Origin of the sequence: Vibrio sp. 1167 (assembly GCF_033340375.1) — a bacterium.
GTDB lineage: Bacteria > Pseudomonadota > Gammaproteobacteria > Enterobacterales > Vibrionaceae > Vibrio > Vibrio alginolyticus.
Window position 1 is genome coordinate 159855 of the sequence record NZ_JAWOWK010000007.1, and the last position, 23179, is coordinate 183033.

22 protein-coding genes are annotated in these 23179 nt (G+C 44.3%); 1 reads left to right on the plus strand and 21 read right to left on the minus strand.

Annotated elements, in window-relative coordinates; genetic code table 11:
• Nucleotides 1-193: 193 nt before the first annotated feature.
• Entirely contained in the window at nucleotides 194-1852 is a 1659-nt protein-coding gene (locus tag R7Z78_RS16495) for a hypothetical protein (RefSeq protein ID WP_169644144.1), read from the plus strand.
• On the opposite strand, the gene R7Z78_RS16500 is transcribed toward R7Z78_RS16495, so the two are convergent.
• The 21 genes from R7Z78_RS16500 to R7Z78_RS16600 form a co-directional block, all read right to left on the minus strand.
• Nucleotides 1849-2013, minus strand: coding sequence for a hypothetical protein (locus R7Z78_RS16500; RefSeq protein WP_169631050.1), 165 nt, complete (start codon nucleotides 2011-2013; stop codon nucleotides 1849-1851). The genes R7Z78_RS16495 and R7Z78_RS16500 overlap by 4 nt on opposite strands.
• 242 nt (nucleotides 2014-2255) lie before the next feature.
• Nucleotides 2256-3005, minus strand: coding sequence for a hypothetical protein (locus tag R7Z78_RS16505; RefSeq protein WP_169644146.1), 750 nt, complete (start codon nucleotides 3003-3005; stop codon nucleotides 2256-2258).
• 3 nt (nucleotides 3006-3008) lie between these two features.
• Entirely contained in the window at nucleotides 3009-6050 is a 3042-nt protein-coding gene (locus tag R7Z78_RS16510) for a VPA1269 family protein (RefSeq protein ID WP_169644148.1), read from the minus strand.
• A gap of 9 nt (nucleotides 6051-6059) precedes the next feature.
• Nucleotides 6060-7550, minus strand: coding sequence for a tyrosine-type recombinase/integrase (locus tag R7Z78_RS16515; protein WP_169644150.1), 1491 nt, complete (start codon nucleotides 7548-7550; stop codon nucleotides 6060-6062).
• A gap of 408 nt (nucleotides 7551-7958) precedes the next feature.
• Nucleotides 7959-9182 (minus strand): beta-ketoacyl-ACP synthase, encoded by a 1224-nt coding sequence (locus R7Z78_RS16520; protein WP_005382295.1) that lies wholly within the window; start codon nucleotides 9180-9182, stop codon nucleotides 7959-7961.
• Nucleotides 9179-9904, minus strand: a complete 726-nt coding sequence (gene fabG / locus R7Z78_RS16525; protein WP_005382294.1) for a 3-oxoacyl-ACP reductase FabG — start codon at nucleotides 9902-9904, stop codon at nucleotides 9179-9181. Before fabG ends, R7Z78_RS16520 begins: the two co-directional genes overlap by 4 nt.
• Nucleotides 9901-10365, minus strand: coding sequence for a hotdog family protein (locus R7Z78_RS16530; protein ID WP_104975962.1), 465 nt, complete (start codon nucleotides 10363-10365; stop codon nucleotides 9901-9903). Before R7Z78_RS16530 ends, fabG begins: the two co-directional genes overlap by 4 nt.
• Entirely contained in the window at nucleotides 10358-11545 is a 1188-nt protein-coding gene (locus R7Z78_RS16535) for a beta-ketoacyl-[acyl-carrier-protein] synthase family protein (RefSeq protein WP_047102880.1), read from the minus strand. The genes R7Z78_RS16530 and R7Z78_RS16535 overlap by 8 nt, the downstream gene beginning before the upstream one ends.
• A 20-nt stretch (nucleotides 11546-11565) precedes the next feature.
• Nucleotides 11566-12177: a DUF3261 domain-containing protein gene (locus R7Z78_RS16540; RefSeq protein WP_104975963.1), complete on the minus strand. Its 612-nt coding sequence runs from the start codon at nucleotides 12175-12177 to the stop codon at nucleotides 11566-11568.
• Nucleotides 12174-14516: an MMPL family transporter gene (locus R7Z78_RS16545; RefSeq protein WP_104975964.1), complete on the minus strand. Its 2343-nt coding sequence runs from the start codon at nucleotides 14514-14516 to the stop codon at nucleotides 12174-12176. Before R7Z78_RS16545 ends, R7Z78_RS16540 begins: the two co-directional genes overlap by 4 nt.
• On the minus strand, nucleotides 14488-15108 hold the full coding sequence (locus tag R7Z78_RS16550) for a LolA family protein (protein WP_005382286.1): 621 nt from the start codon (nucleotides 15106-15108) through the stop codon (nucleotides 14488-14490). Before R7Z78_RS16550 ends, R7Z78_RS16545 begins: the two co-directional genes overlap by 29 nt.
• The gene (locus tag R7Z78_RS16555) at nucleotides 15108-15554 is read right to left on the minus strand and encodes an acyl-CoA thioesterase (RefSeq protein ID WP_025631406.1); all 447 of its coding nucleotides are present in this window, start codon (nucleotides 15552-15554) and stop codon (nucleotides 15108-15110) included. The genes R7Z78_RS16550 and R7Z78_RS16555 overlap by 1 nt, the downstream gene beginning before the upstream one ends.
• Nucleotides 15554-17107, minus strand: coding sequence for an HAL/PAL/TAL family ammonia-lyase (gene hutH / locus R7Z78_RS16560; protein WP_017448720.1), 1554 nt, complete (start codon nucleotides 17105-17107; stop codon nucleotides 15554-15556). Before hutH ends, R7Z78_RS16555 begins: the two co-directional genes overlap by 1 nt.
• Nucleotides 17091-18797, minus strand: a complete 1707-nt coding sequence (locus R7Z78_RS16565) for a glycosyltransferase family 2 protein (RefSeq protein ID WP_169644152.1) — start codon at nucleotides 18795-18797, stop codon at nucleotides 17091-17093. Before R7Z78_RS16565 ends, hutH begins: the two co-directional genes overlap by 17 nt.
• Complete coding sequence (locus tag R7Z78_RS16570; RefSeq protein WP_005460551.1) at nucleotides 18790-19158, minus strand: 3-hydroxyacyl-ACP dehydratase; 369 nt, start codon at nucleotides 19156-19158, stop codon at nucleotides 18790-18792. The genes R7Z78_RS16565 and R7Z78_RS16570 overlap by 8 nt, the downstream gene beginning before the upstream one ends.
• Nucleotides 19159-19168: 10 nt before the next feature.
• The gene (locus R7Z78_RS16575; RefSeq protein WP_104975966.1) at nucleotides 19169-20569 is read right to left on the minus strand and encodes an AMP-binding protein; all 1401 of its coding nucleotides are present in this window, start codon (nucleotides 20567-20569) and stop codon (nucleotides 19169-19171) included.
• Nucleotides 20570-20573: 4 nt separating this feature from the next.
• Nucleotides 20574-21134: a hypothetical protein gene (locus tag R7Z78_RS16580; RefSeq protein WP_017634793.1), complete on the minus strand. Its 561-nt coding sequence runs from the start codon at nucleotides 21132-21134 to the stop codon at nucleotides 20574-20576.
• Complete coding sequence (locus R7Z78_RS16585) at nucleotides 21134-21391, minus strand: acyl carrier protein (RefSeq protein ID WP_005382279.1); 258 nt, start codon at nucleotides 21389-21391, stop codon at nucleotides 21134-21136. Before R7Z78_RS16585 ends, R7Z78_RS16580 begins: the two co-directional genes overlap by 1 nt.
• A gap of 15 nt (nucleotides 21392-21406) precedes the next feature.
• Nucleotides 21407-21667, minus strand: coding sequence for a phosphopantetheine-binding protein (locus R7Z78_RS16590; RefSeq protein ID WP_005382278.1), 261 nt, complete (start codon nucleotides 21665-21667; stop codon nucleotides 21407-21409).
• Between the two features lie 13 nt (nucleotides 21668-21680).
• Complete coding sequence (locus R7Z78_RS16595) at nucleotides 21681-22448, minus strand: lysophospholipid acyltransferase family protein (protein WP_005388305.1); 768 nt, start codon at nucleotides 22446-22448, stop codon at nucleotides 21681-21683.
• Complete coding sequence (locus tag R7Z78_RS16600; RefSeq protein WP_017634792.1) at nucleotides 22445-23173, minus strand: beta-ketoacyl synthase chain length factor; 729 nt, start codon at nucleotides 23171-23173, stop codon at nucleotides 22445-22447. Before R7Z78_RS16600 ends, R7Z78_RS16595 begins: the two co-directional genes overlap by 4 nt.
• Nucleotides 23174-23179: the final 6 nt, after the last annotated feature.

A 23179-nucleotide genomic window follows, 5' to 3' on the forward strand; every position in this document is an offset into this window, starting at 1 on the left:
TAACTGATCTTGTTGGCTTATATACACAAAGATAGGTATGCAAATGAGTTATTTGCGAATTTAGCGTACCCTTTTGGAAGGGTAATTAAATTTTTTTGGATTTCTACCGTATAATAATGGACATGATCGGGATTAATATCTCATGAATGTTGGGATTTCAGTAACTCTTAGGCTCAAAAGAAGGAGGTTATGTGTGGGAGAAGTAGCGGAGAACGCGCCATTTTTAAAACAAAAGTTAGGCATAGATCACAAATATATCATCAAAAGCTATATCAATATTCAAAAAATGGCTTGGGAGCAAGTTCTCTTATTGAGCTTTTATAGTCGTCAACAATGTTACGACACAACACCGGATAGTGATGCTGCTGGGGTCATGGCAAGAATGAAGTTAATTCATCAAGCCTACGCTGTTTGCAATAAATCAACCCAACAAGATAGTGAGTCACCTAACGACTATGGCTTGTTAAGCCTTGTTCTGGAACTGCTTGATAACCGAAAAGGTAGCGTCGAGATCACCCAAGTCCTTCTAGAGCATAGGGATAGTAAGGGTAAGTGGTCAGAAGAATGCGACAACCTTCTACACCAGATGGAGAGAAACTTAATTGCTTTTGCCTTTCCGATGTTTTTTTATACCAAATCTGTATACTCACATCATGCTCAGTACATAGCCTTAAGTGATCCAATTTCACTATTTCAACCTTTGTTAACTATCCCAGATATCAATGATGACGAAGTATTCAAGGTCTTCCTGCTAAATTACTTAAAAAAATATGTAAGGAAGAAGTATCGGGTCAGATCTCAGTACATTTCAGCTACCAACGAAGACAATATGGTAGATGTAGTCGACCGTATCAACAGTATTACTTCGTTGAAAGAATATATTGATACAAATCCTGAATTCATCGATAAGGTTGACTTCTCATTGGGCTTTAAGGCGTTTCTTATGGCAGTGTTAGGTGATGCGATCAAAAACTCATTTGAGCAAGTAAAAAGCCCTATACCTGAAAAACGTAGCTATGGTTTTGACAGAGGTGTATTCAGTAAAATGTGCAAATCTACAAAAGCTAACGATAGCCTAACACTAACCTTTGACGAAAGTACGCTGAGAGATTTAGTACAGTTGGGGTTGATCGATGAGGTTCTTAAAGGAGTTAAGTCATCTCTTCTAGATACACTTTATTCGAGAAATCGTAACCCTATTGATACATTTATTCCGAGTAATGACTACAGTAGAGCTTTTGATGAACTCAGTAATTGGTATCTATCCTGCAAGACTGACTTATTTAAAAAACTGGAACAGGTACCAAGACTGGTAGCAACTATCGTCGCACTAGATATAAAACATAGACAGGGTTTTTTCTCTGTTGAACTCGGCTGTGGCTCCTTCAAAAAAATACCGAAAAAGATTAAAGCAGAGGACATTGCGTTAATTACCACTAATATTATTCACCACTGCCTTTTCAATAATTATACCTCTCAATACTATACCTACATGACTCTTCAGTCAGATGATCTCACTTTTAGTTTAGAAGAAAACACAAAATTAACTGACATATTTTCTAAGGTTAATGGCCGTCTTGCTGAACGCAAAGATTCTAGTGTTTTTGAATTTCAAAGCAAGTTGATGAATAACTGGCAGGATGTAGAATCTTTATCATTAGCAATTGAAAGAATAAAAAAACTACCTGATCACCTAAGAGAGCAAGGAGATAATAGAAAAAAGTCTAAGGGCACAGCGATTTATGGCAAGGTCTACGATCAGCGCGAGAAGGGTATTGCTTGTGATACCCCTTACCCGATAACGACATCAATCCCATTGCCTTTATGGGTTTCTTATCAGGCCGATACTTAGTAAAACTGACCACAAGGTTTGTAAGGCCCTTTGGGGACGAAAGCGCCATAGCGCAATCGTTCAAGTAACGCATGGCCATTCAGATCGTCTTTACTGGTAAGTAACTTCGAGTATGCAGCCTTTTGAGAGATACCGAGCGTCATGTATGGACTATCAGTCATTAGCAAATGTATCGAGAATTTACATGAATAGCTTTTGAATGAGTATTTACGTTAACTAAAGATGGGGCAGAACCGATTTAGGGTAATCTGTCAGATCTAGTCACATCGAGGCTAAGAAACTGACAGATTTCATTCAGACTAATTCAACTAAATTTTCGACATTTATCAAGAGCCAATTGTAAATTGGCTCTTGATAATCTTAAGCTACGATAAATCTAGTGTCATCAACTTCACTTTTTTATTCAGTTAACCTCTGGCGGTATCAATTTTTCTAGAACTTCTTTTAGACCCGGATCTGATATAGCAGTATGACTTCTAAGTCCTTTTGCCGCATATAAAGCTCCTTCATCGTCAAAGTATAATTGCCCATGTTGACCGTCTAAGAAGTTTCGCAATATTTCTACGTCTAAGCTATCAAGGTGTGATGTCTGCGTAGGAATATTCCTCTTCTCCTCAAGGTTTTTGGTTGATGGTTGAGTATGGTAATCTGGGTGAATTGCAGGTAATTCACGAAGCTCTCTCAATGCAATATTCTGTTTATTTAAAGCAGTCACATGTCCATAAAGTACTGATATTTTGTATCGTAAAACGGGGTCACTAATCTTCAATAAGTCTTGTTCGGTAACAAATGCATTTGGTTTTTCAATTGCTATTCCGGTATCAGGCTTAGCCTTCAGACTCGATTTGACGATGGCGTCAATGCCGAGCTTTTTCTTTTGAACAACTGAAATCCAAGCATCGATCAATATTGGATAAGGATTTTTACCTTCTCTTCTGTTATAGATCGACCTTTCAGATATTATAACCCCTTTACTTGCTAGTGCTTTTACAATAGCGGTAACAGATGGAGTCGCGTTTGCCGCCACCATTTTTTCGCATATCTCATTGATATTCTTTAATGTTGTTTTGACTGATTCTTTGGTAGCAGCTTCGAAAAGCTCATTGTAGGTGTTTTGAGCATCAGTTTCTGACACAATATCTGACTCTTTCATCGTTTAGCTCATGAATGTTGGCTGTTGAGTAAGTAAATTCTTCGGAATGTTAACAGGTGTGGCCTCCATTAATTCTTTCTCGATACCGATTCCGGCTAAAGTCGTACGGCCATCTTTAAGAAGTTGGAGTGTTTCTGCATCAACTTTTGTAACCAAGAATTTTGCGAAGGCGTCGGCAGATTGTCTCTTTTCCTCTGGTGTTAGATCCATAAGCATCAATGGCTCATAACCATTCCTTAGAAGGATTGAGTCGATGAACTGTTCACGCTCACGCTCGAAATCTTCATTTCTTTCGTGTTTATAAAAACGGCTTGCTTGAATTACGAAGTCTAAGTTCTGGAAGTTACTAGGCATTTCAATGTAATCCAGTTCAAATTCAGAGTCGTTATGCATAAACAAAGCAGGTAAATTACTACCTTTCGCATCATCTTGTTCGGAAACAGGAACAGGAGGTTTTGGTAATGCTTTTATCTTCTCAATTAGAAGATGTGTGGAGTGTAACTCATTGAATATGTTATCAAGTTCAATTGAGTTTCTTTCATGTATAGTCTCCGATTTTTTGATCTTTGTCGTTAGTTGAGTAGGTATATCCTCACCATTCTTTTTCAAATTTAAGCGATTACTTTTTAGCTTATGAATCTCTTGCTGGCTCGTCTCCAGCTCCTTAGACATTTTCTCTGATTTAAGTAGAAGCGCATTACCATGTACCCAAAGCTCAGTTAACCAAGGAAGCCCTGTAATGAAGTGTCTACACATGACGCAGTTCTTATCTTTTACTGGAAGGTAAGTATTATTCCCTTTCCCATTTTTGCGCACACAAGCTCCTCCGTCGTTACAACGGGTTCCATTGTATGGGCATAGGCCTAAGTTAGTACTATTCCACAAAGAAGCTGTAAAACTACTAGCGGCTGACTTTATTCCGTCAACAGCGTCTTCGGAGTTATAAGCGGTGTATTTGGCAACCTGATCCCACGCAGCTTCCTTTAGCCAGTTTTGAAAGCTACTTTGGTACTTGAGTTCTAAATCTCGGCTTGCTTCATTGAGAACTTCAGAAATGTGGCTTGGATGATACTTTAGATAGTAAATTGTCATGAGAATGCTTTTGTGCCCAGCAACAATTTTACTCAGTATGTCAATAGGTACGCCTTGTTGTGCAAGAGAGGTTAAACCTGCAACTCGTAAGCCGTGAGGGGTGTAAAGAGCCTGTTGAGGTGCACCCGTTTTTTTATTCCGGTTTATAATAATCTGGCAGTCTATGCCTTCATCATGCAGTTGCCTCTCTAACTCTTCCATTAACTTTAGCCAGAAATTGTTTAGCACACTGTTGGATGGTGGCATTTGGCGAGTGCCGTCTTTCACCTCTTTAGCTGAACGAAATAAATAGAATCGGTCAGGAATACTGGCTATTACTTTTTCCGAAGGAGTTCCGTCAAAGATTGTTGCAGGAATGTCTTTGTACTTGACAGGCACCGTTACAGGATTGTACTTTTCTTGCCAGTCTCTTAATTCATCAAGATACTTGATTGCAGCCTGATTTTTCCATGGAATCTCATATCCAGATTTTTCACCAAAACCTACACTTTTATCGGCTGTTTTATTTGAGTTGATGTAAAAAGCAAATTGAGGGGCTAGCGTGGCATTTATCATTTTTCGCCTAAACACACCTCTGTTCTGAATCTTGGCTCCCGTGTTTTTCCAGTAACTTGCTGCTTGATGGTCGTTCTTGACCCATAGATCAGACTTTGCGTCATACTTCCAGATATCACCTTCTCCGGAGTCAAGACGAAGTACCTGAATTTTGCGAAGAGGAATCTCAAGCATGATTAAAAACAAGTAAGTGATCACTGGTATCCAAACGGGATTACCAGTCTCATCAACAATGTTATTGTTGTACTGGTTGGTAAGAGACTTAGGCCATGCGTAGTCGTTTTCGGTAAGGATTTCCTTGAGCTTTAACACCATCCATAGTGGTGGAGAAGGCTTGGCCGACTCACTAAGTTTGATGTCACCATTATCATCATCACTATGCTTTAACAAGATTTGTTCAAATCTATAATTGGAAACAATAGGATGACCGATAGTTACTAACTCACCATCTTCTTCAACATCTGACATATATGTGGCGATAAACCAGTTGCTGTATGAGTTGATAGCATTGAGTGCATTGATCAGTACTTTATTGGTTATCTGGTTGTTATCTACTTGTTCGTTTAACCATTTATAATACTCGTCGTTGCGATATTTCGAGAAGTATAACTTTGGATCTTCTGGAAATGGCGAGCTATCAGATGAGTAGGTGGCTTCAAGGAAGTCTCGAAACTTGGCTACGGCACTTTTAAATGATCTAGTGCTAAAGGCTTTTTTGGCATCCAGAAATTCATTCCATGAGTTCACCCAGCGTTCCATGTGTTTGTCAGGGCGTTCAAAGAGATCCTTAGTTTTAAACTGAGTATCGCTTCTTTGTACCGAAACACATTTCCCAAAGTCTGCGGTGTTGAAATGCTGATTCAAGCACAGAGCAATAGATCTCAGAGCCTTGTGATTCTGTGGTGTTAGGTCTTCATGCCATCTATCTTCTTGTGTTCTTAGAGGTAGAATGAAGTTCTGAAACTTATCAATGTTGACTTCCTCGAGACTGTCAACCTTCGTGACATATCGAAAAATCTCTACGGCTTCTTGAAAATAAGTTTCTGCGGCCTTTAAGCCTTCCTCGGTTTTTATACTCTTATTCAGACCGAGCGTGTCAGATAGTATTGTTAACTCTTTGTAGAGGTTGGAGTTTTGTCCTCCAATGAGCTGCTTTGTATTAAAGCGGTTGCCGTTGCCTATTTTTTGGAAGAAGAATAAGCTATTGAATGAAGCATCACCTGACTCATGAAGCCCCTCTAAAATGCGAATTCCTTTCATGTATAGTGATATAGACTTTGAGGAGTCAAATAGTCGTCTAGTAGTAAAGACACCACTAATATTGGCAAGATCTAGATCAGTAACAAGGTTACTATATGAAATCCCTTTAAGTTTTTGAATGTTTTCAGCTTTTGTCATTATTTGTCTTTATTTTAAAATTTGTAAGCAATTGGTTGTAGGGGTAGTGATTGCGTAATTTTCTAACGTTTCTCGTATTCTTTGCGACGAGATACCTTTATAGATATCTTGTGACCCAATAGTACGATGGCGTAAACATTTTTGTATCATCTTTGGAGATACTCCCATATCTTCAAGAGCTTGGGTGAAAAAGTGTCGGAGAGAATGTGGATTGATAGCTGATTCTCGTCCTCGGGGAATTTTTAGTCCGAGATGACGCTCGAGCCGCTGTAGGGCTTTTTCGTAGCTCTTGTCAAATTGACTAATAGAGTACGGAGCGCCTATATAGCTTTCCCCTGTTCGGTGATCTACACCAGTAGATACAAATAGAAATGGGTGGTCATGACCTTGCTCTTTTATGTAAGTCTCCATTAGTTCACTTCTGTATGAGAGATACAGATTATATAGGGAGGTAAACATCGCTTCTGCTGAAGGGTGTAACCAGAATATATCAGCGTGATAGGATGACTTATCAACTGCTAGCTTTTTCCATCCTGCCTTTAATGACTTAGAATTAGCTTTGTCATGCCTAGGTCTTAATGTCCTTTCTCTAAGATACATATCTCTGGTTTTGTCTCTTTCACCTATTAGGTTTGTTTTTGCCAATCTTGGATGGTACAGCCTCGCCTGACACTTAAACTCGGCTGTTGGCATGATGTCGTTAAACCAAAGATGTAACGGTTCGCTTTTTCTAAGGCCGCCAAACGAAAGTAAAAGAGTAATCATTTTGGCAGTGATATCTTCACGCTCAAATGGGTCTGTAGCCAATGGGTTTTTAACGAAGCCGTATTGTAAAAGAGGTGATATAAGCTCAATAGGGAAGCTCTTCGTTTCACTGTTGTCATTTATGTAGTCTTTAGGGTCATCCTCAAACTCGTGCCCAAAGGTTGTCTGCGCACTACTCAAATGTCGAGCTACGACAATAGGATCTTTAGTATGCTCCATTGGGCTGAGTTTGATGATTTTTCTAGCTGTTTTCATCAAGGATAGAGTTTGCTTTTCATGATTTTTCATCGGGGCTTTGAATGTTGAGATGCCTTTACTAAGTAACTCCTCTTCCTCTACCCAATTGATGAAGGCAATGAGCCTACTCCTTAACCTCTTCGCTTTTGTTATGCCAGTTGGTGCCCAATAGAGGGCTGTAGGATCAGTTTGGCATTCGACACCTATAGTTCCATTTTCTAGGCTGGACATGAAGTTACGTAGTTGAGTCCTACGATCTGAATTTGAGTTTTGGTAAGCAGTACAATAGTCATAAAACAAACCAATTGCGCGTGCAGTATCTCGCATCCAAGTATCACTTTTGGAGGGGTATGCAAGGAAATAACGAACTAGCGACCACATGATTGTGAATCCATCATTTCCTTCGAGGTACAGGATTGGAAATACTGTAGTTTGTACAGATGCTACCTTTTGCTTTACAACAAAGTGGAATCTACCTCGAGGTGCTAATTCTTTCATTATCAATAAAATCTCCTTATTACTCTCAATATGGTAACTTTAACTAGGGGGTTACGCAACTTTATTGTCGTGGCGAATCTTATCCAGAAATCCATAAGAGAAGCAGAAATAGATAAAATAGAGGCTTTTTGTAGTAACAAGTAGTAAGTTAAAGGTAAGGGGTTAAAAGAGCACGTCCCTTCTAAGGATGTGGTCATTGGTTCGAATCCAATAGGGCGTGCCATTTATTCAAAAGCCTCGATAACTCTTTGAGTTGTCGGGGCTTTGTCGTTTTTAGGTTTTTGGCTGTAATTGCCACTCTATCTACAACTTTTGAATGGCATTCTAGCCATTGCAATTTCTAGCAATCTGGATAGCCACCAACAAAAAAGCGCTGGTTAACTAGCGCTTTTGCATTTATTAAGGGCATTACATCTTTTTAAAGATGATGGAGGTGTTGATGCCGCCAAAGGCGAAGTTGTTACTCATCAAATATTTCACGTCCAGCTCTCGGCCTTGTCCGGCGATGTAGTCTAAATCACCACATTGCTCGTCGAGGTTTTTTAGGTTGAGCGTTGGGTTGAACCAGCCTGTGTGCATCATTTCTAAACCTAGCCACGCTTCAATCGCGCCACAGGCGCCTAGTGTGTGGCCAAAGTAGCTCTTGAGTGAACTGATTGGCACTTTGCCCAGAGCATTCGCTGTTGCGTTGCTTTCCGCAATATCGCCGCGGTCGGTGGCAGTGCCGTGAGCAGATACATAGTCGATCTTCTCAGCAGGAATGCCCGCATTTTGCAAAGCCATTTCCATACAGATTTGCATGGTTTCCATCTGTGGTTGAGTGACGTGTGCGGCATCACAGTTGCTGGCAAAACCGATGATTTCTGCATAGATTTTCGCGCCACGAGCGACGGCGTGTTCGTACTCTTCCAGAACTAGCGTTCCCGCACCTTCACCAATCACCAAACCATCGCGATCGGAGTCATAAGGTCTTGGTGTGCTTTTCGGGTCTTCATTCTTCAGACTGGTGGCAAAAAGGGTATCGAAGACAGCGGATTCCGTTGGGCACAATTCTTCAGCGCCACCAGCAACCATTACCGTTTGGTAGCCATGTTTGATCGCTTCGTAGGCGTAGCCGATTGCTTGGCTGCCAGAGGTACATGCACTGCTGGTTGGGATCACTCGGCCTTTCAAACCGAAAAATAGACCAACGTTCACTGCCGTGGTATGCGGCATCATTTGCACGTAAGTCGTTGCGGTGATCGCTTTAGTGGTTTTCTCATTCAGCATGACACCAAATGCGCCGATTGCGTCAGTACTGCCTGTTGATGAGCCGTATGCGATACCCGTTTGACCATTGGTGAGTACGTCGTTACCAATCAAACCTGCTTGGCTTAGTGCGTTTTCTGTTGCGACGGTCGCCAATTTGGAAACACGCCCCATGCCGCGTACTTGCTTGCGCTTGTAGTGCTTTGGCAGTTCAAAATCTAAAATTGGTGCCGCGAGCTTGGTGTTCAAACCATCATACTGTTCGTAAGAAGGCATGTATTGCGTCGCGTTCTGGCAGTCACGCAGTTTTGGTTCGACAGATTGCCAATCGTTACCAAACGCAGTCACGCCTGACATTCCGGTTACAACAACTCGACGGCTCATATTAGGCCTCCGTTTACCGAAATGACTTGGCGAGTTACATAGCCTGCGATGTCAGACATAAGGTAACTGACTAAACCAGCAACTTCTTCTGGCTCTCCCATGCGGCGCAAAGGAATTTGCGGCATCGCATGTTCTTTCACGTGTTCGTCTACCATGCCTGTGTCGATAAGCCCTGGAGCAACGCAGTTGACGGTGATTTTGCGTTTTGCCAGTTCAAGCGCGAGTGATTTTGTTGCACCAATTACGCCCGCTTTCGCTGCGCTGTAGTTAGTTTGACCACGATTCCCCATTAGGCCAGAGACTGATGCAAGCGTAACAATTCGGCCGCCTTTGCGCTTTTGCACCATTGGCATAACACAAGGGTGAAGAACGTTGTAGAAGCTATCTAAGTTGGTATGAATCACACCATCCCATTCTTCTTCGGTCATCGCAGGGAAAGCGGTATCTTTTGTGATACCAGCGTTGTTCACGACGCCATAGTAAGCGCCGTGTTCGGCGATATCGGCTTCTAGCTTCTCACGACAATCTGCACGGTCACTGATGTCGAATTGGATAAGACGACCGCTACCACCATGCTGTTCGATGGTGTTTAGGGTGTCTTGCGCGCCTTGTTGATCGCCCATGTAATGGACAATGACTTGGAAACCATCTTTGGCTAATTGAACGGCAATGGCTTTACCGATGCCTTTGCTGGCACCTGTAACGAGGACTTGTCGGGTCATTGTTGACTCCTGATTTTCATTTCTTGTAATTTTTCTTCTGATGGAACGTAAACGTTCAATTGGCAAGTCGCTACAACAGTTCCTTGTAGCTCAATACGGGCTGAAAAAACCGCCATACCGTTATCTTCCATAACTTTTTCAGCATACACATCAAGCACCTGTCCGAGAGAAAACGTATCGCATTCAGACGTGTATCGACGGCTACCAAGCAAAAAGCCAATCGGTGGCGCTTGTTCTTTCATTAATGCGTGGTAACCAGACCACGCCGCGACAGATTGCGCCATAAACTCAATGCCAACGTAAGCTGGCACAGTTTGAGAGGCCGAGTCGAAGAACGGGTTGTGTTCTGCGATATCAACCTGGCAGTGAATCGTATCTTGTTGAACATCCAAAGCACGATCGACCAAGATCATTGGTTTGTCGTGTGGCAAAAGTTGTTCGATGGGAGGAAGTTTAGTCATGAGCGTAACCAAAAATAAGACTAATATTATTGCCACCAAAAGCAAAAGAGTTGCTGAGAATCGCTTTGTTACCCAGTTTGGTTGGCGTCTCAACTAACGATATATGGATATCGTCTGCTTTGGTTTCGCAGTGTTGTATTGGCAAATCAAGGTTGTACTTGAGAATATGCCAAGTGATCGCGGCTTCCGTTGCACTTGCTGCGCCTAATGTGTGTCCGGTAAGTGGCTTTGTCGAGCTTACGGGAACGGAGTCTCCAAAGCAGCGATGAATGGCTTTGCTTTCCATCGCATCGTTTAACGGCGTTGCTGTGCCATGCGCGTTGATGTAACCAATGTCTTGCGCTGTAAGTCCTGCATTGGCCAACGCTTTTTTCATCGCTTCTTCTGCGCCTAACCCTTCTGGATGTGGTGCGGAAATATGGTGTGCGTCTGAGCTGTCGCCAGCTCCGAGAAGAGCAACGGGCGCAGGTGTTTTGCTTAGCAACATTAATGCTGCGGCTTCGCCGATATTGATGCCGTTGCGATGTTGATCAAACGGCTTACAAAGGCTATCGGATAGAGCTTCTAGACCGTTAAAGCCGTTTAGTGTTAGCCGACAAATGGTATCTACACCACCCACAATAACCGCATCAACAATGCCAGAGCGAATCAGGCGTTGCGCGGTTAAAAAGACACGACCACTAGAAGAACAGGCGGTTGAAACTGAGTAATGTGGGCCGCTCAAATCAAAGTAGGCGGCAATAAAATCGCTGCAGTTGCCAAGCTCTTGTTTGGTGTAATGGTAGTCGGCAGGAAAATTACCCTTTGCCAGCTTTTCACCAAATGCGATTTCGCCATCTGAAATGCCAGATGTGCTGGTGCCGATCACGACTGCGATACGGTCACGGCCATATTTAGCAATGGCGTCACGCACGTCGCCTTCGATTTGCTGCAAAGCCGAAAGTGCGAGGCGGTTGTTTCTCGTATCAAACTGGCTGAGTGCGGGTGGTAATTGCGGTAACGTCTGTGCGATTCGACCGATTACTGTTTGGCGGCCTGAATTTAAAATATCTCGGTCAACCACCATGTTGGATGGCTTCGCTCCCGATAAACACTGGTGGATGAGCGCGTCATCTTGCCCCATGGCAGAGTGAAAGCCACAGGCCTGAATATACAAAGGTTGAGAAGAGCGAATAGGCATATTGTTATTCTAAATTGTTCTTAGTTAATCTGATGTTGCAGTGTTTGAATAGAAATTGAAAACTGATGTTTGAGGTGATGAAAATCAATCTTACCCTCTAACTTGTTAGAAGAGCTGTATTGAATCTCAATGATCTTTTCACCGCCGCTATCAAAGATGGCGCGAGAATTATTTTTATCAATAATTCGCCACCTTACCTCATTTAACGATCCTTCCCAAGCGGAACTCGGCCAGAGCGTGATCATCAGGTTAAATAATACCTGTTCTGGCTGCGGTAGCGAACCTTGTAAACCGTTGAGCACTTCGGTTTGAATTTGTTCTCCATCGTAAGACAGTGAGAGTACTCTCGTCCCCCAGGATGAGAAGCCTGCCAGCACCACTTCGTTGTTGATCACTTGCAGTTGTACCGGAAGTTGCTCAGATTTGGTTTTACCATCTATTGCCCAAGAAGCCGTAATTAACTGACTGGCAGACAACTGATAGCCCAAGCTTGCGGGAGTGGGCAAGCTAACTTGGGTGTGCTCGGCAATGTCGACCAGAGGCGTCGATTGGTGAGGGACCAAGCTGCATGCACTTAAAAACAGACTCAGTACGATTAACGTCGCGCAGCGAAAAGCATGGTTAAAAATCATGACGTCGTTTCCTCTGTTTTAATCGCAATCGGAGAGAGCAGCCAAGCAACAAAAATACCACTTAACACCGTAATGCCGAAACTGTGAATCGCGTGAGTTTGGCTGAGTGATAGCAACCCAAATGACAGCACAGTGGTTATTGCCGAAAGGGTGATCGCCAATAGTGTGCTCACGCTGCGGGCTTTCTCGGCAAAGAACAGAGTGTAATCGATCCCGATACCAAGAATGAGCACCAAGCCAAGCAAGTTGAATAGGTTTAATGTTGTTCCCATCGCGACTGCCGTTGCCAGACCGCAGGCGCAAGCAATCAATGATGGCAGTAAAACTCGCCAACTGTGTTGCAGACCGTACCGCTTGATTAATACCAGAAAGATCACAGCACTGGCGGCTGCCAATAGTTCCATGATTTTGATTCGGTATTCACCAAATAGGGCGGATATTTCCTCAGCTTTGTTTAGATAAACAACATCAGACTGCGATTTGGCAAATGCCTTAACAACGGCGGAGTCTTGCAATTGGTTTAACACCACTACCGTTGCAGATTTTCCTTTGATCTTACCCAAATGGAGAAAACGCACAGGCGCTGATACTGGGTTTTGCAAGTACTGATCAACCGTGACAGGGATAAAGTCGGCGTCCATTTTAGGCTTTTTACTTAAGCTCAGTCCGGAAGCTAGTGGGCTGGATTGTGTCGCGTAAAGATCGCGAATCAATTGATAGTCTTGTTGCTGACGTTCCACTGAGCTCAAGTAGCGGCTCAGGCTCTGGTAGCTTTCGATGGTGCTGTCCGCTTTCCACGCTTCTAATGTTGGCGTCAAAGACTCCAGCTTTTTCATTAGGTTTTCGTCATCGTCGGCGGTAACGACCAACATTTGCTGTGAAGATTGCATGCCACTGAGCGTCGTAATCAAGGTTTCTTGCTGCTTGAGATCGTTCGGCATAGTTTGCAGTAGACGAATGTCGTCATCGTAGTTCAATTGCAGCAAGAAAAAGCCACTCGCAACCACACATAACATCGGCAATCCGACTTTAATTCGAGGTTGATTCCAAAGCGTTAACCATTTCGCCAACAGTGATTGTCCCGGTAAAGTCGAAATGGTGCGCGATGGGTTACGAGCCAGTATCGGATACCAAGCCACCACGGTGATGTAAGCGGCAATCAGACCAATGGATGAAAACAGCGCAAGCTGCTGCAAACCAGGAAACGGTGCCACTAACATGCCCAAATAGCCGATCAAACTGGTGATTAAGCCCAGTGTGATCGCTATGAAAATATGCTTTAACCCTTGCTCGCTATCCCATTCATTTCCCGCCGCAAGACGTTCCGTTAGGTAGTGGAATGCGTAGTCGATAGACACACCGATTAAACTTGCGCCAAACACTAAGCTGAACAGATGGACTTTTCCAAAAATCCACGTCGTAACGGACAACGCAACGAGCAGACCAATGGTGATGGAAAGCAGTGCTAGGGACAGCGGCATCACACTCCGAAAGACCAGCAAGAACAATGCAATGATACCGAGTAGAGAGAATACACCGATGGTGCTGATCTCCGATTTTGCACTTTGCGTACCAAAGTCAGCGTAAAATAGAACGCCAGTATGTGCGACTTCAGCGCCATATTTCTGCGCGACGCCTTGTTCTAGCGCTTGAATATCAGGGACTGCAAGTTGCCCAGTTAGGCTATAAGGCGAGTCTTTTAGCTCGGCAGTAATAAGCAAGTATTGAGCACCGTCTTTTTCGACGGACAGATAGCCGTTATCCAATCGGAAAGAGGACGATTGCTGGGTAACTTGGCTCAAATAATCACGAAATAGCAAGAAAGGATCATTTTGTAACTCTTGCCCGGTCACTCCAGAAAACGGGTTGTACAGCGACTGAATCACATGCTGCACTTGCTGTTCTGGATTTTGGCTTAAACGCTCTCGTTGTTCAGGCGTCAGCAATTGGAAGCGGTGCTTAAAGTAGTAACTCGCCCAAGCTTGCTGCTCTTGAGGTGAGATTTTTCCCACCACATCGCGAAAATGATTACTCTGACGCAAACCCTTATCAAATTCAGCGGCTGCTGCAAAAAGGGCATTTTTGTCCGGCGCTGTGATCACGAAAATGACTTTGTCGCTCATACTTGCCGAGACCGACTCAAAGGCTTGCTCAGCCACCGGGTTTTGTTGGTTCTTCGGCAACAGTTTTAAAATGTTGGTCTCAATCGGAGATTCTGCACTCCAAACCCATTGTTTGAGTAGCAACGCGCCCGCTAAAACAACGAGATTGAGCCAAACCAGAGCAAAGGTGTGAGTGCCAAGACTGAGTTTAGAAACGGAATTGAGCGTCTTCGGCATCCGTGAGTTCCTGAGGTAGAGAGGTCTGGTTTGTAAACGTGATTTCGGTCTTATCGCCGCGCAGCTCTTGCAGGGTTAGGCGATCAATATGCGTTTTACCGGAAAGGGTGATGGCTTTAAACACCGCATTTAATGGTGACTGTTTGGGCACTAAAACGAGCTGCCACTGATTGTTCTCAACTGAAAAATCGAGTGTGAATTGTTCTTGCAGTGCAGAAGTATCCCCGTGGAACACGGATAAAAACACATGACTAAAGTAGAACGCCATTGGGTTTTCTTCAGCAGAGATCGTTTTCGGATCTTGGTTGGCAAAAGTCTGACGAAGTTTGTTTTCCGTCAATACCAAATTGACTGCGAAAGGTTCTGTTTGTTGCCACAACAAGCCATGTGTTTTGCTCAGTGTGAACTGACCTTTAGAGGTTAGAGGTTGACTGAACATTTCCAGATGACGCTGCTGCGTAAAATCTCCGCGCACGATTTCATGCTGAGACAACTGCTGCTGAAGCGATGCCAAATCTGTTACGTTTGCTGTCGGTGTGGCCAGTGCTGGAACAGAAAATATCAACAAAAAAGAGAGTAACCACTTTTGCATTAGTTCAGACTCCCATGGTTGTGCCATTGCTCTACTTTATCTAAAAAGATTGCTGGAGAAACAAAGCACATCTCTTGCTTTTCAATGGATACGGCGACTTGCGTTGTATGCGCTTTGCACATACGTTGATTCGTTTCGGCGTCGTAAATCACGTAATCCACACGTAAGCGGTTTTCCCACTCAGTGAGTTGCGCGGTAATGCGAATGGTGTGATTAAACGGAATCGCCTTCACGTATTTAACGCGCGTGTCGATGATCGGCCACATGTACCCAGAGTCTTGCATATCGCGATAGCTGTATTGGATCTTTTCCATCAGCACACGACGCGCTTCTTCAAAATATCGAAAGAAGTTGCCGTGATAAATCACGCCCATCGGGTCAGCATCTTGGAATGAGGTGACCATAGTCACCTCCGCTTCTAATGGGTAGAGAACCTGCTCTTGCATTATACCTCCGCGTAGAGTGGCCAATGACGTTGCTGAATGCGTTCAATGAAATGGCGCAAATCTTGTTCCAATGGGCGATCTTCAATCACAAATTCAAACTCGCTCAGTACTGCGTCACGAATTACTCGCAAACTCTGACTCATGTGGTGTTCGTCCAATTCGTTATGACGACGACGAATCTCAACCGCTTGAACGCTTGCTAGGAGTGAAGCCGCAGCAACTTGCTCTGTTAACTCAAGTACGCGTAGGCAATCACGAGCCGCGATGGTGCCCATGCTCACTTTGTCTTGGTTGTGACATTCGGTTGAGCGAGAAAAAACGCTCGCTGGCATGGTGTTTTTCAACGCTTCTGCCGTCCAAGCTGAGATACCAATCTGAACCGCTTTAAAGCCGTGGTTGATCGGTTTACGCTCGCCTTCTGCACCAGTTAAGTTAAACGGCAGGCCGTTATTGAACTTGTAATCCATCAATTGCGCCATCTGACGATCCAGCAAATCAGCTAAGTTGGCAATGTTCACTTTCAACGTATCCATCGCCATTGCGATATGACCACCGTAGAAGTGACCGCCGTGCAGAACGCGCTCATTGTCGCCATCGATAATTGGATTGTCGTTGGCACTATTTAGTTCATTCTCAATCAATTGACGTAGCCAAGGCAGTGAGTCTTGCACCATGCCAATTACGTGTGGCGCACAACGCAGCGAGTAACGATCTTGCAGTCGGTCGCTATTGCGTGGCGGACGTTCAGCATTGAGATCATCACGCAGCCAAGCCGCAACTTGCTGTTGACCAGGATGAGGTTTTACCGCAAACAACGCTTCATCAAAGTGGAAGTCATTACCTTGCATACCCACAGAGACCATCGCGGTAATCTTGGTGCAAAGCTGCGCTAGGTATTCTGCACGTTTGTAGGCAAGACAGGCGAGGGCCGTCATCACGGATGTACCGTTCATTAACGCCAAACCTTCTTTTGGTTTTAGGCGAATTGGCTCAATGCCCAGCTCTGCAAACACTTCTTGTGTTGGTCGCACATCACCTTTGTAAAGCACTTCACGTTCGCCAATTAAGGTCGCCGCTAGGTAAGACAGAGGCGTTAAATCGCCACTTGCGCCCACCGAGCCCTCTTGTGGAATACGCGGCGCAATGTCGTGGTTGATAAGCGTAACGATTTGGTTTAACAGATCGTGAGACACGCCAGATACGCCTTGCGACAATGAACATAAACGTGTTGCCAGCACCGCACGAGCTTGCTCATGAGAAAGGATTTGACCTAAGCCACAACCATGGAAGCGTGTAAGGTGCAACGGAAGTTCATCTACAAGCGCGGGTGGAATCGCCACAGTACATGAATCGCCGTAACCCGTGGTCACGCCGTAAATAACGCCTTCTTCTTTCAGTAATCGTTCCAGAAACGCCACGCCACGATCAATTTTCGCGGTAAATTCTGGCGAGGTGTTCATGTTTGCCTTTGCACCTTGAGCAATGGCAACGACATCTTCGATGGTTAAAGATTGTGCACCAAAAGTGATGTTGTGATTATTGTTGTTTGTCATGTGGCTGATTACTTAAAGTCCAGAAGTTAAAAAAGTTGTACCACTGTAACGGCGCTTGCAGTGTGTGGTGTTCTAATCTGTGTGCGTACTGTTGAACAACGTGTTCTAGTGCCTGCTGACGCTCCTTGCGCGGTAGCGTGATTTGGTCACTAAAGTGTTCAAAGTACACATTAAAATGCGGAGTGTTTGCTTCATCGTCGCGTAGGCCGAAGAGTAGGTAAACCGGCGCTTTTAATACCGAGGCCAGCATGAATGGGCCTTGCGGGAATGGTGCAGGTTTACCAAGAAAATCTGCCCAAACGACACGATTTTCTTTGCTGGTGGAAGTGCGATCGCCAACGATCACCACCCATTCGCCTTGCTCGATTTTTTGTTGAAGCAAAATCGCGGTGTCTGGTCCCATTGAGCTGACTTGAATCAGATTCAGTTCCGAATTTGGGTTTACCGCCTTCATTACCGCATTAAATTGTTCAGCGTGTTGGGTAAATACCAAGGCATTGATTTTGACATGAGAGTGTCGACGACCAAGCGCGCGGCAGAGTTCGATATTGCCAAGATGCGAGCCTAAAATGAGCACGCCTTGTTTTTTCTGCGCCATCTCTTCGAAATGATGCTGGCCGTGAATGGTTAGGTTGTCGACGTTAAAGTCACCTTGCCATGCTGCCAGTTTGTCGAGCATGGTACGCCCAAAGGAAAGCAGATGATGATAGCTGTCCAACTGCTTTGGCAGTGCGATGTTCTGCTGCGCTGCGTAGTGCTGTAAGTTGTTCAGGTAAACCTCAGACGCTTCACGGGCAGATTTACCCGTGAAGTGGTAGTAGCGCATGACTAGCTTTAAAATCAGGTCGAACGCTTTTCTGCCGAACAAGCGGTAAACCGCGAGTAAGGTTTTGATGCCTAAAATCGTGCCTTGTTCTTTTCGTTTCGACCAGTGGGCATTACTGTCATCTGTGTTTTGGCGCTTTCTGGCGAGTAGCGAAGGAATGCGCGGCAACATGCCAAAAAATAGGCGAGTGTGCATCCAGCTTATCTTGACGTTATCCCACAATGCGTCGAAGTGGGAAATGCCACCTTCAGGGTAGATCACGCGCGTTGGAACAAAATCAATGTCGACGCCTTCCCAGTACATTCGCACTAGAATTTCGATATCAAAATCCATGCGTTTGCCGATGTTGTACTTGTTCAACACGGCGACCGTTTTCGCCACTGGGTAGGCGCGAAAACCGCACATGCTGTCTTTGATAGACCGTGACAAGGTTTCTATCCACACCCAAACGTGTGTAGCGTAGCGACCATACAAACGGGATTTAGGTACGCTCTCGTCGTATATCGGTTGGCCCGAAATCAGGTTATCTGGTTTTGTTTCGCTGGCGCTGAGCAATTTCGGCAATGCTTCTAGGTCGTGCTGACCATCTGCGTCGATTTGAATGGCGTGCGTAAAACCAAGTTGGTGAGCTTGATGTAGGCCTGCCATCACAGCGCCACCTTTGCCTTGGTTTTCTCTCAAACTAATCAGTTTTATCAGCCCTTGCTTGCTCAAAGCAGAAAGCGCTTGTTTGGTGTCTTCATTGCTGCCGTCGTCAACGGCCAGCACTGGCAAAGCGAAAGAGGATAACGACGCAACCACGTCTGCAATTGTGCTGCCGTGGTTGTAGCAAGGAATTAAAAAGCAGGGACGATAATCACTCACGTGACTCACCCAGTTTCATTTTTCCTGACGAGTGAGTCACCAAGGTTTCACCGTTTTTCGATGTGTACTTAAAGGTCAATTTCTCACGCTCATTGTCCCAAGAGAGTGAGAGGCAAACGTCGGCGTTTGGCAGAATCGGCTCTTGAAATTTGATGACTTCCATTCCTTTAAATACCTTGGGAGTATTCAAATATTGAACGGCGTAGAACAACGCCCAGTCAATTTGAGTGACGCCGGGTAAAAGAGGAAAGTGACTGAAATGACCTTGGAAATCTAAGATGTCAGCATCCACTCGCAGCGACAGCTCCGCGGTATGGTCACTCACTTCAATATTCTGAATAGTTGGTTTTCTTTTTTCCATGTTACTAGCTTTATTGGAATAGTTTTTCAATTTCAGCAACTTGGCGTTTGCCTTGGCTGTTCAATGGAATTTCGTCGACCACTCGGAATTTTCTCGGGATAGCGATCGGTTCTAACCAATTGCGCAGTGCCTTGCGAAGTTCAAGCCAAAACTTGCCTTTACCAAGTTCATCAAGCACATCACCGCCTTTATCGTTAAGTACGATGATTGAGACTAACGTGAGGCGACCAGATTCTTCCATTGGGATCACCACGCTTTCTTGAACCCACGGCAATTGCTCTAAACGTTTTTCCACTTCGACAAGGGAAATACGCTTTTCTTCGACTTTGACGATTCGGTCAGTGCGTCCACGCAATTCAAAAGAAATACTATCATGGAAATAGCATTCATCCGCAGTTTGGTACCAAGTGTTTTCATCAATGTGTGGCGAGCGGAGCTTTAAACAATTTTCATGGTTAAGCTCGGCTTCAACACCAGGGAATAACGTCCAAGGAGTGCTGGCTATGTGCTGCTGACGGTAAGCGATGCCGCCGGTTTCTGTGCTGCCAAAAACTTCAATAGGAAGTGACCCAAACAACAGCTGGCTGTGTTGCGCGGCTTGGTTTGGCAGGGGGCCACCAGATGAAAATACGCACCGAATCGCAACCGGATTGTGCTCTTCACTGAGTCGTTTTAGTAACGCAGGGCTGCTTACTAGCGTGGTGTCAGCATCAGCGTGATGGACAATTTGCTCTGGGAACTCAAGGTTGTGTGCTGAAAATGGACGTGCGGAGCACAAAGGCCACAATACGCGGAACAGCAAGCCGTAAATGTGTTGATGAGAAACGGTGCTTTCAACGCGTGTGCTGGCAACCGTGTCGCCCCACAGGTTATCTAGAATAGCAACTTCGATATCGAGCTGTTTCAGCGTTTTTGCAATGGCTTTTGGTGTGCCGCTTGAACCCGAAGTAAATAGCGTTACTGGTATTTCTGCCAGGTTTAATTCACGCCAAAAATAAGGTTGTTTGGCCTCTGGCTCGCTAATCACGGTGGTTTCTAGCAATGATTGAGCTTCGATCAAAAGCGAGCTCACGAGTTCTGGAGCCGAGACATCGGCATCATGCAGCAACAAATCGTAGTGCTCACTGAGCTCTTTGAGTGCTTCTGGTTGGTAATTACCAGGTAATACAATGGATTTTCCTGCATAACAACAAGCAAAAAAGCCAACGGCAAATAGGTAGCTGTTGCCAAAACACAACGCAATGTTTTGCGTTGGTTGGGTTTCTAGCTGTTGAGTAAGTGTTGCGACGTGCTGTTGGAAATCACCCCACGTGATAACCGTATCGCGATCGTAAGAGACTGGGGATTGCTCAGACCTCTCCGCGATGAACAAGGTCGCTAGGGAGGTAAAGCTCGAATACGTTGTATTCATACGATTAGTGTTCCTTTCGAACAAATTGACGCACGATCCATTCTCCAGCGAACAAGCCACCAGCAAGTAAGTAGCTGATGAGGCCGTTATAAAGCGTCCATATTTTTACTGGTAGGAAACAGGTATAGAGTGCAACGGCAGCGTTGAGCGTAAAAAAGGCGCACCAAACCATCGTCACTTTGCGAGTGTAAGCCACGCCACTAGCCGGAAGGTCGGGTTCTTGCAAGCGAGCAAGCCTCTCTATGATCGATTGCGGCTGTTTTAAGCTCAGTCCAAATACACACAGCATACATACATTGACAACGACAGGGTAAAACTGAAGCCACCCATGTTGTTTAAACACCATGCCAAGCGTAATTAGGACAATGCCAACAGCGCCCGTAACGAGCGCCAAGAACTTAAACTCTTTTAGTGGGGTCTTATTTGCGACGAAAACACGCAAAAGTAACGCAGCAATTAACAAGCCCCCAACTAAGTTCAAGCCAAATTTATCTATACCGAAATAGACGGCGAAGGGGTAGGCAAACAGTACAATTGCAGACAGACCAGTCAGCAATTTGCGCATTAACTTTCCTTCAATAATTCAGTGACAGCGTTAACCACATCGTCAACGGTTCTTACTGCACTAAACTCTGCTGGCTTGATTTTTTTGCCAGTGACATTCTGTAGGTGTACGACCAAATCAACGGCGTCAATGCTATCAAGATCGAGATCTTGGTATAAGTGCGCATCTGATTGAATGTCGGCTGCGTCAATTTCGAACAGCTCAACAAGCGCATCTTTAACTTGTTCAAATACTTGATCTTTATTTACATCAGTCATGAATATACCTACAACTTATTCATTAGTTTGAGAAGAAACGTATTTCGCTAGATTTGCTACAGACGCAAAGTGTTCGCGCGTATTTGAGTCGTCGGCATCAATAACGATGTTGTATTGTTTTTTTATTGCGAGTCCAAGCTCAAGCGCGTCGATAGAATCTAAGCCAAGTCCATCACCAAAAAGTGGTGCATCCGTTTCAATATCATCTACGGTTAAATCTTCAAGGTTTAAAGCATCAATAATAAGTTGCTTAATGTCGTTGTGTAACTGTTCCACTGGGACCTGCTTATTAATAAAAGTTTTCTGGAAAAATGTTTTCAGCTAGGTGCTGTTGTAAGCGTCGCGCCGCTATTGTCGGCGACGTAGTTTGCTTTATAAAGGGGGTAATCTCAACTTTATCCTTAACTTCAACCCTGAAAAAGGGCTTTGTTGCCGGTACTTGATACCATTTTTTCTCTTTTGTGAGGAAACTTGGTGTTACCGTAATATGGACAACTCTTAAATCTCGTTCTGTTCTTACCGCAATTTGTGCTGCACCGCGTTGTAATTTCGGCTCTACACCTGGTGTTGTTCTTGTTCCTTCAGGAAATATAAGCAACACGTTGCCTTTGTTAAATCGTTCATCACAAAGTGCTAATAAATCATCCGGTGCTTCATTGGGAATATATCCGGCTGCTTTTACGATGTGCTTCATAAAAGGATTCGACCATATTGCCGATTTTACTAAACAGTCGCAGCGATTTAATTGTGAAGCAATGAGAACGTAATCGATTAAACTAGGGTGGTTGGCAACAATTAAACAATTACGATCTTGTTGAAGAATATCGGCACCAATAATTTGATAATCGATTGCGCCACTCAACTTCATCAATTTACAAAATGTGTTGAATGAATATCGAATCGCACCCTGAACTTTATATTCGCGTTCCGTTTGGTCTGAAACAAAAATACGAATGGTCGGAATAACAATGAAACTCAGTACTAAACCACCTAACCCAAATACTGAAAAACAAAAGCCTGTTGCTAGCACACGCCAATACTGATTTAAGCGAGTCATTTTTTGTGCCATTCCCAAGCTTGTTGCGGAGCGAAAATAGTCCACTGGCTTTTATCTAACAAGTATTGTTGCAAAAATACTAAACCTTGAGGAAGAGGATGACCGGAACGTTCTGCGTTTATGGAGCTTTGTATCGCGAACTTGTCTCCATGAGAAAGTATTAAGCCAAGTCCAAACCCTTGGTATTGTTGGCTTTCATATTCTAAATAAGAGTCAGGCATAGGCTCATCAAAATCAACAAGCAGTACTTTTTTGTCAGGATTGTCGGACAAAAACAGCCATGCTTCTAATATTGCGCTTTGGAATGTGTTTTCTGCCGCAGCGATAGAAGTTAGGGGAATGGGTTGTTTAGTTGCGATAGTGGCAAGCCCTGCGGCGGTATTGTGCACCGATTGAGAAAAAGCCATCGGAGACGCCTCTTCTCCATTAATTATATCTTCAACTAGTGCGACGCTGCGATGCAGTTCACCATGACGGCTTGAAAATACAAGGTAATCAACTTGATGTTGATTAAGCATTTCGATTGCAGTTTGTACCGCCAGTTTACTGAGTGGGCTCATTCTTCTGCGCATCATCGCAGGAATATTTGCAACATTGATTTTGCCATCTTCTGGCCATTTTATCTCTGTTGCCCATTGTTTCCATTCATTGGATTCGGATAAACCGAATGAATTCGCTGTCCACGCATCAATATTGAACGAAATGTTGATCTTCGAGTTTGGCATATTGGG

What these genes read in the sequence shown, in the direction of transcription:
- R7Z78_RS16585 (WP_005382279.1), bottom strand. Translation starts at nt 21,391, where the DNA reads ATGACTGATGTAAATAAAGATCAAGTATTTGAACAAGTTAAAGATGCG.
- R7Z78_RS16520 (WP_005382295.1), bottom strand. Translation starts at nt 9,182, where the DNA reads ATGAGCCGTCGAGTTGTTGTAACCGGAATGTCAGGCGTGACTGCGTTT.
- R7Z78_RS16505 (WP_169644146.1), bottom strand. Translation starts at nt 3,005, where the DNA reads ATGAAAGAGTCAGATATTGTGTCAGAAACTGATGCTCAAAACACCTAC.
- R7Z78_RS16515 (WP_169644150.1), bottom strand. Translation starts at nt 7,550, where the DNA reads ATGAAAGAATTAGCACCTCGAGGTAGATTCCACTTTGTTGTAAAGCAA.
- R7Z78_RS16580 (WP_017634793.1), bottom strand. Translation starts at nt 21,134, where the DNA reads ATGCGCAAATTGCTGACTGGTCTGTCTGCAATTGTACTGTTTGCCTAC.
- R7Z78_RS16510 (WP_169644148.1), bottom strand. Translation starts at nt 6,050, where the DNA reads ATGACAAAAGCTGAAAACATTCAAAAACTTAAAGGGATTTCATATAGT.
- hutH (WP_017448720.1), bottom strand. Translation starts at nt 17,107, where the DNA reads ATGACAAACAACAATAATCACAACATCACTTTTGGTGCACAATCTTTA.
- R7Z78_RS16555 (WP_025631406.1), bottom strand. Translation starts at nt 15,554, where the DNA reads ATGCAAGAGCAGGTTCTCTACCCATTAGAAGCGGAGGTGACTATGGTC.
- R7Z78_RS16535 (WP_047102880.1), bottom strand. Translation starts at nt 11,545, where the DNA reads ATGCCTATTCGCTCTTCTCAACCTTTGTATATTCAGGCCTGTGGCTTT.
- R7Z78_RS16600 (WP_017634792.1), bottom strand. Translation starts at nt 23,173, where the DNA reads ATGCCAAACTCGAAGATCAACATTTCGTTCAATATTGATGCGTGGACA.
- fabG (WP_005382294.1), bottom strand. Translation starts at nt 9,904, where the DNA reads ATGACCCGACAAGTCCTCGTTACAGGTGCCAGCAAAGGCATCGGTAAA.
- R7Z78_RS16540 (WP_104975963.1), bottom strand. Translation starts at nt 12,177, where the DNA reads ATGATTTTTAACCATGCTTTTCGCTGCGCGACGTTAATCGTACTGAGT.
- R7Z78_RS16530 (WP_104975962.1), bottom strand. Translation starts at nt 10,365, where the DNA reads ATGACTAAACTTCCTCCCATCGAACAACTTTTGCCACACGACAAACCA.
- R7Z78_RS16575 (WP_104975966.1), bottom strand. Translation starts at nt 20,569, where the DNA reads ATGAATACAACGTATTCGAGCTTTACCTCCCTAGCGACCTTGTTCATC.
- R7Z78_RS16595 (WP_005388305.1), bottom strand. Translation starts at nt 22,448, where the DNA reads ATGACTCGCTTAAATCAGTATTGGCGTGTGCTAGCAACAGGCTTTTGT.
- R7Z78_RS16545 (WP_104975964.1), bottom strand. Translation starts at nt 14,516, where the DNA reads ATGCCGAAGACGCTCAATTCCGTTTCTAAACTCAGTCTTGGCACTCAC.
- R7Z78_RS16500 (WP_169631050.1), bottom strand. Translation starts at nt 2,013, where the DNA reads ATGACTGATAGTCCATACATGACGCTCGGTATCTCTCAAAAGGCTGCA.
- R7Z78_RS16570 (WP_005460551.1), bottom strand. Translation starts at nt 19,158, where the DNA reads ATGGAAAAAAGAAAACCAACTATTCAGAATATTGAAGTGAGTGACCAT.
- R7Z78_RS16550 (WP_005382286.1), bottom strand. Translation starts at nt 15,108, where the DNA reads ATGCAAAAGTGGTTACTCTCTTTTTTGTTGATATTTTCTGTTCCAGCA.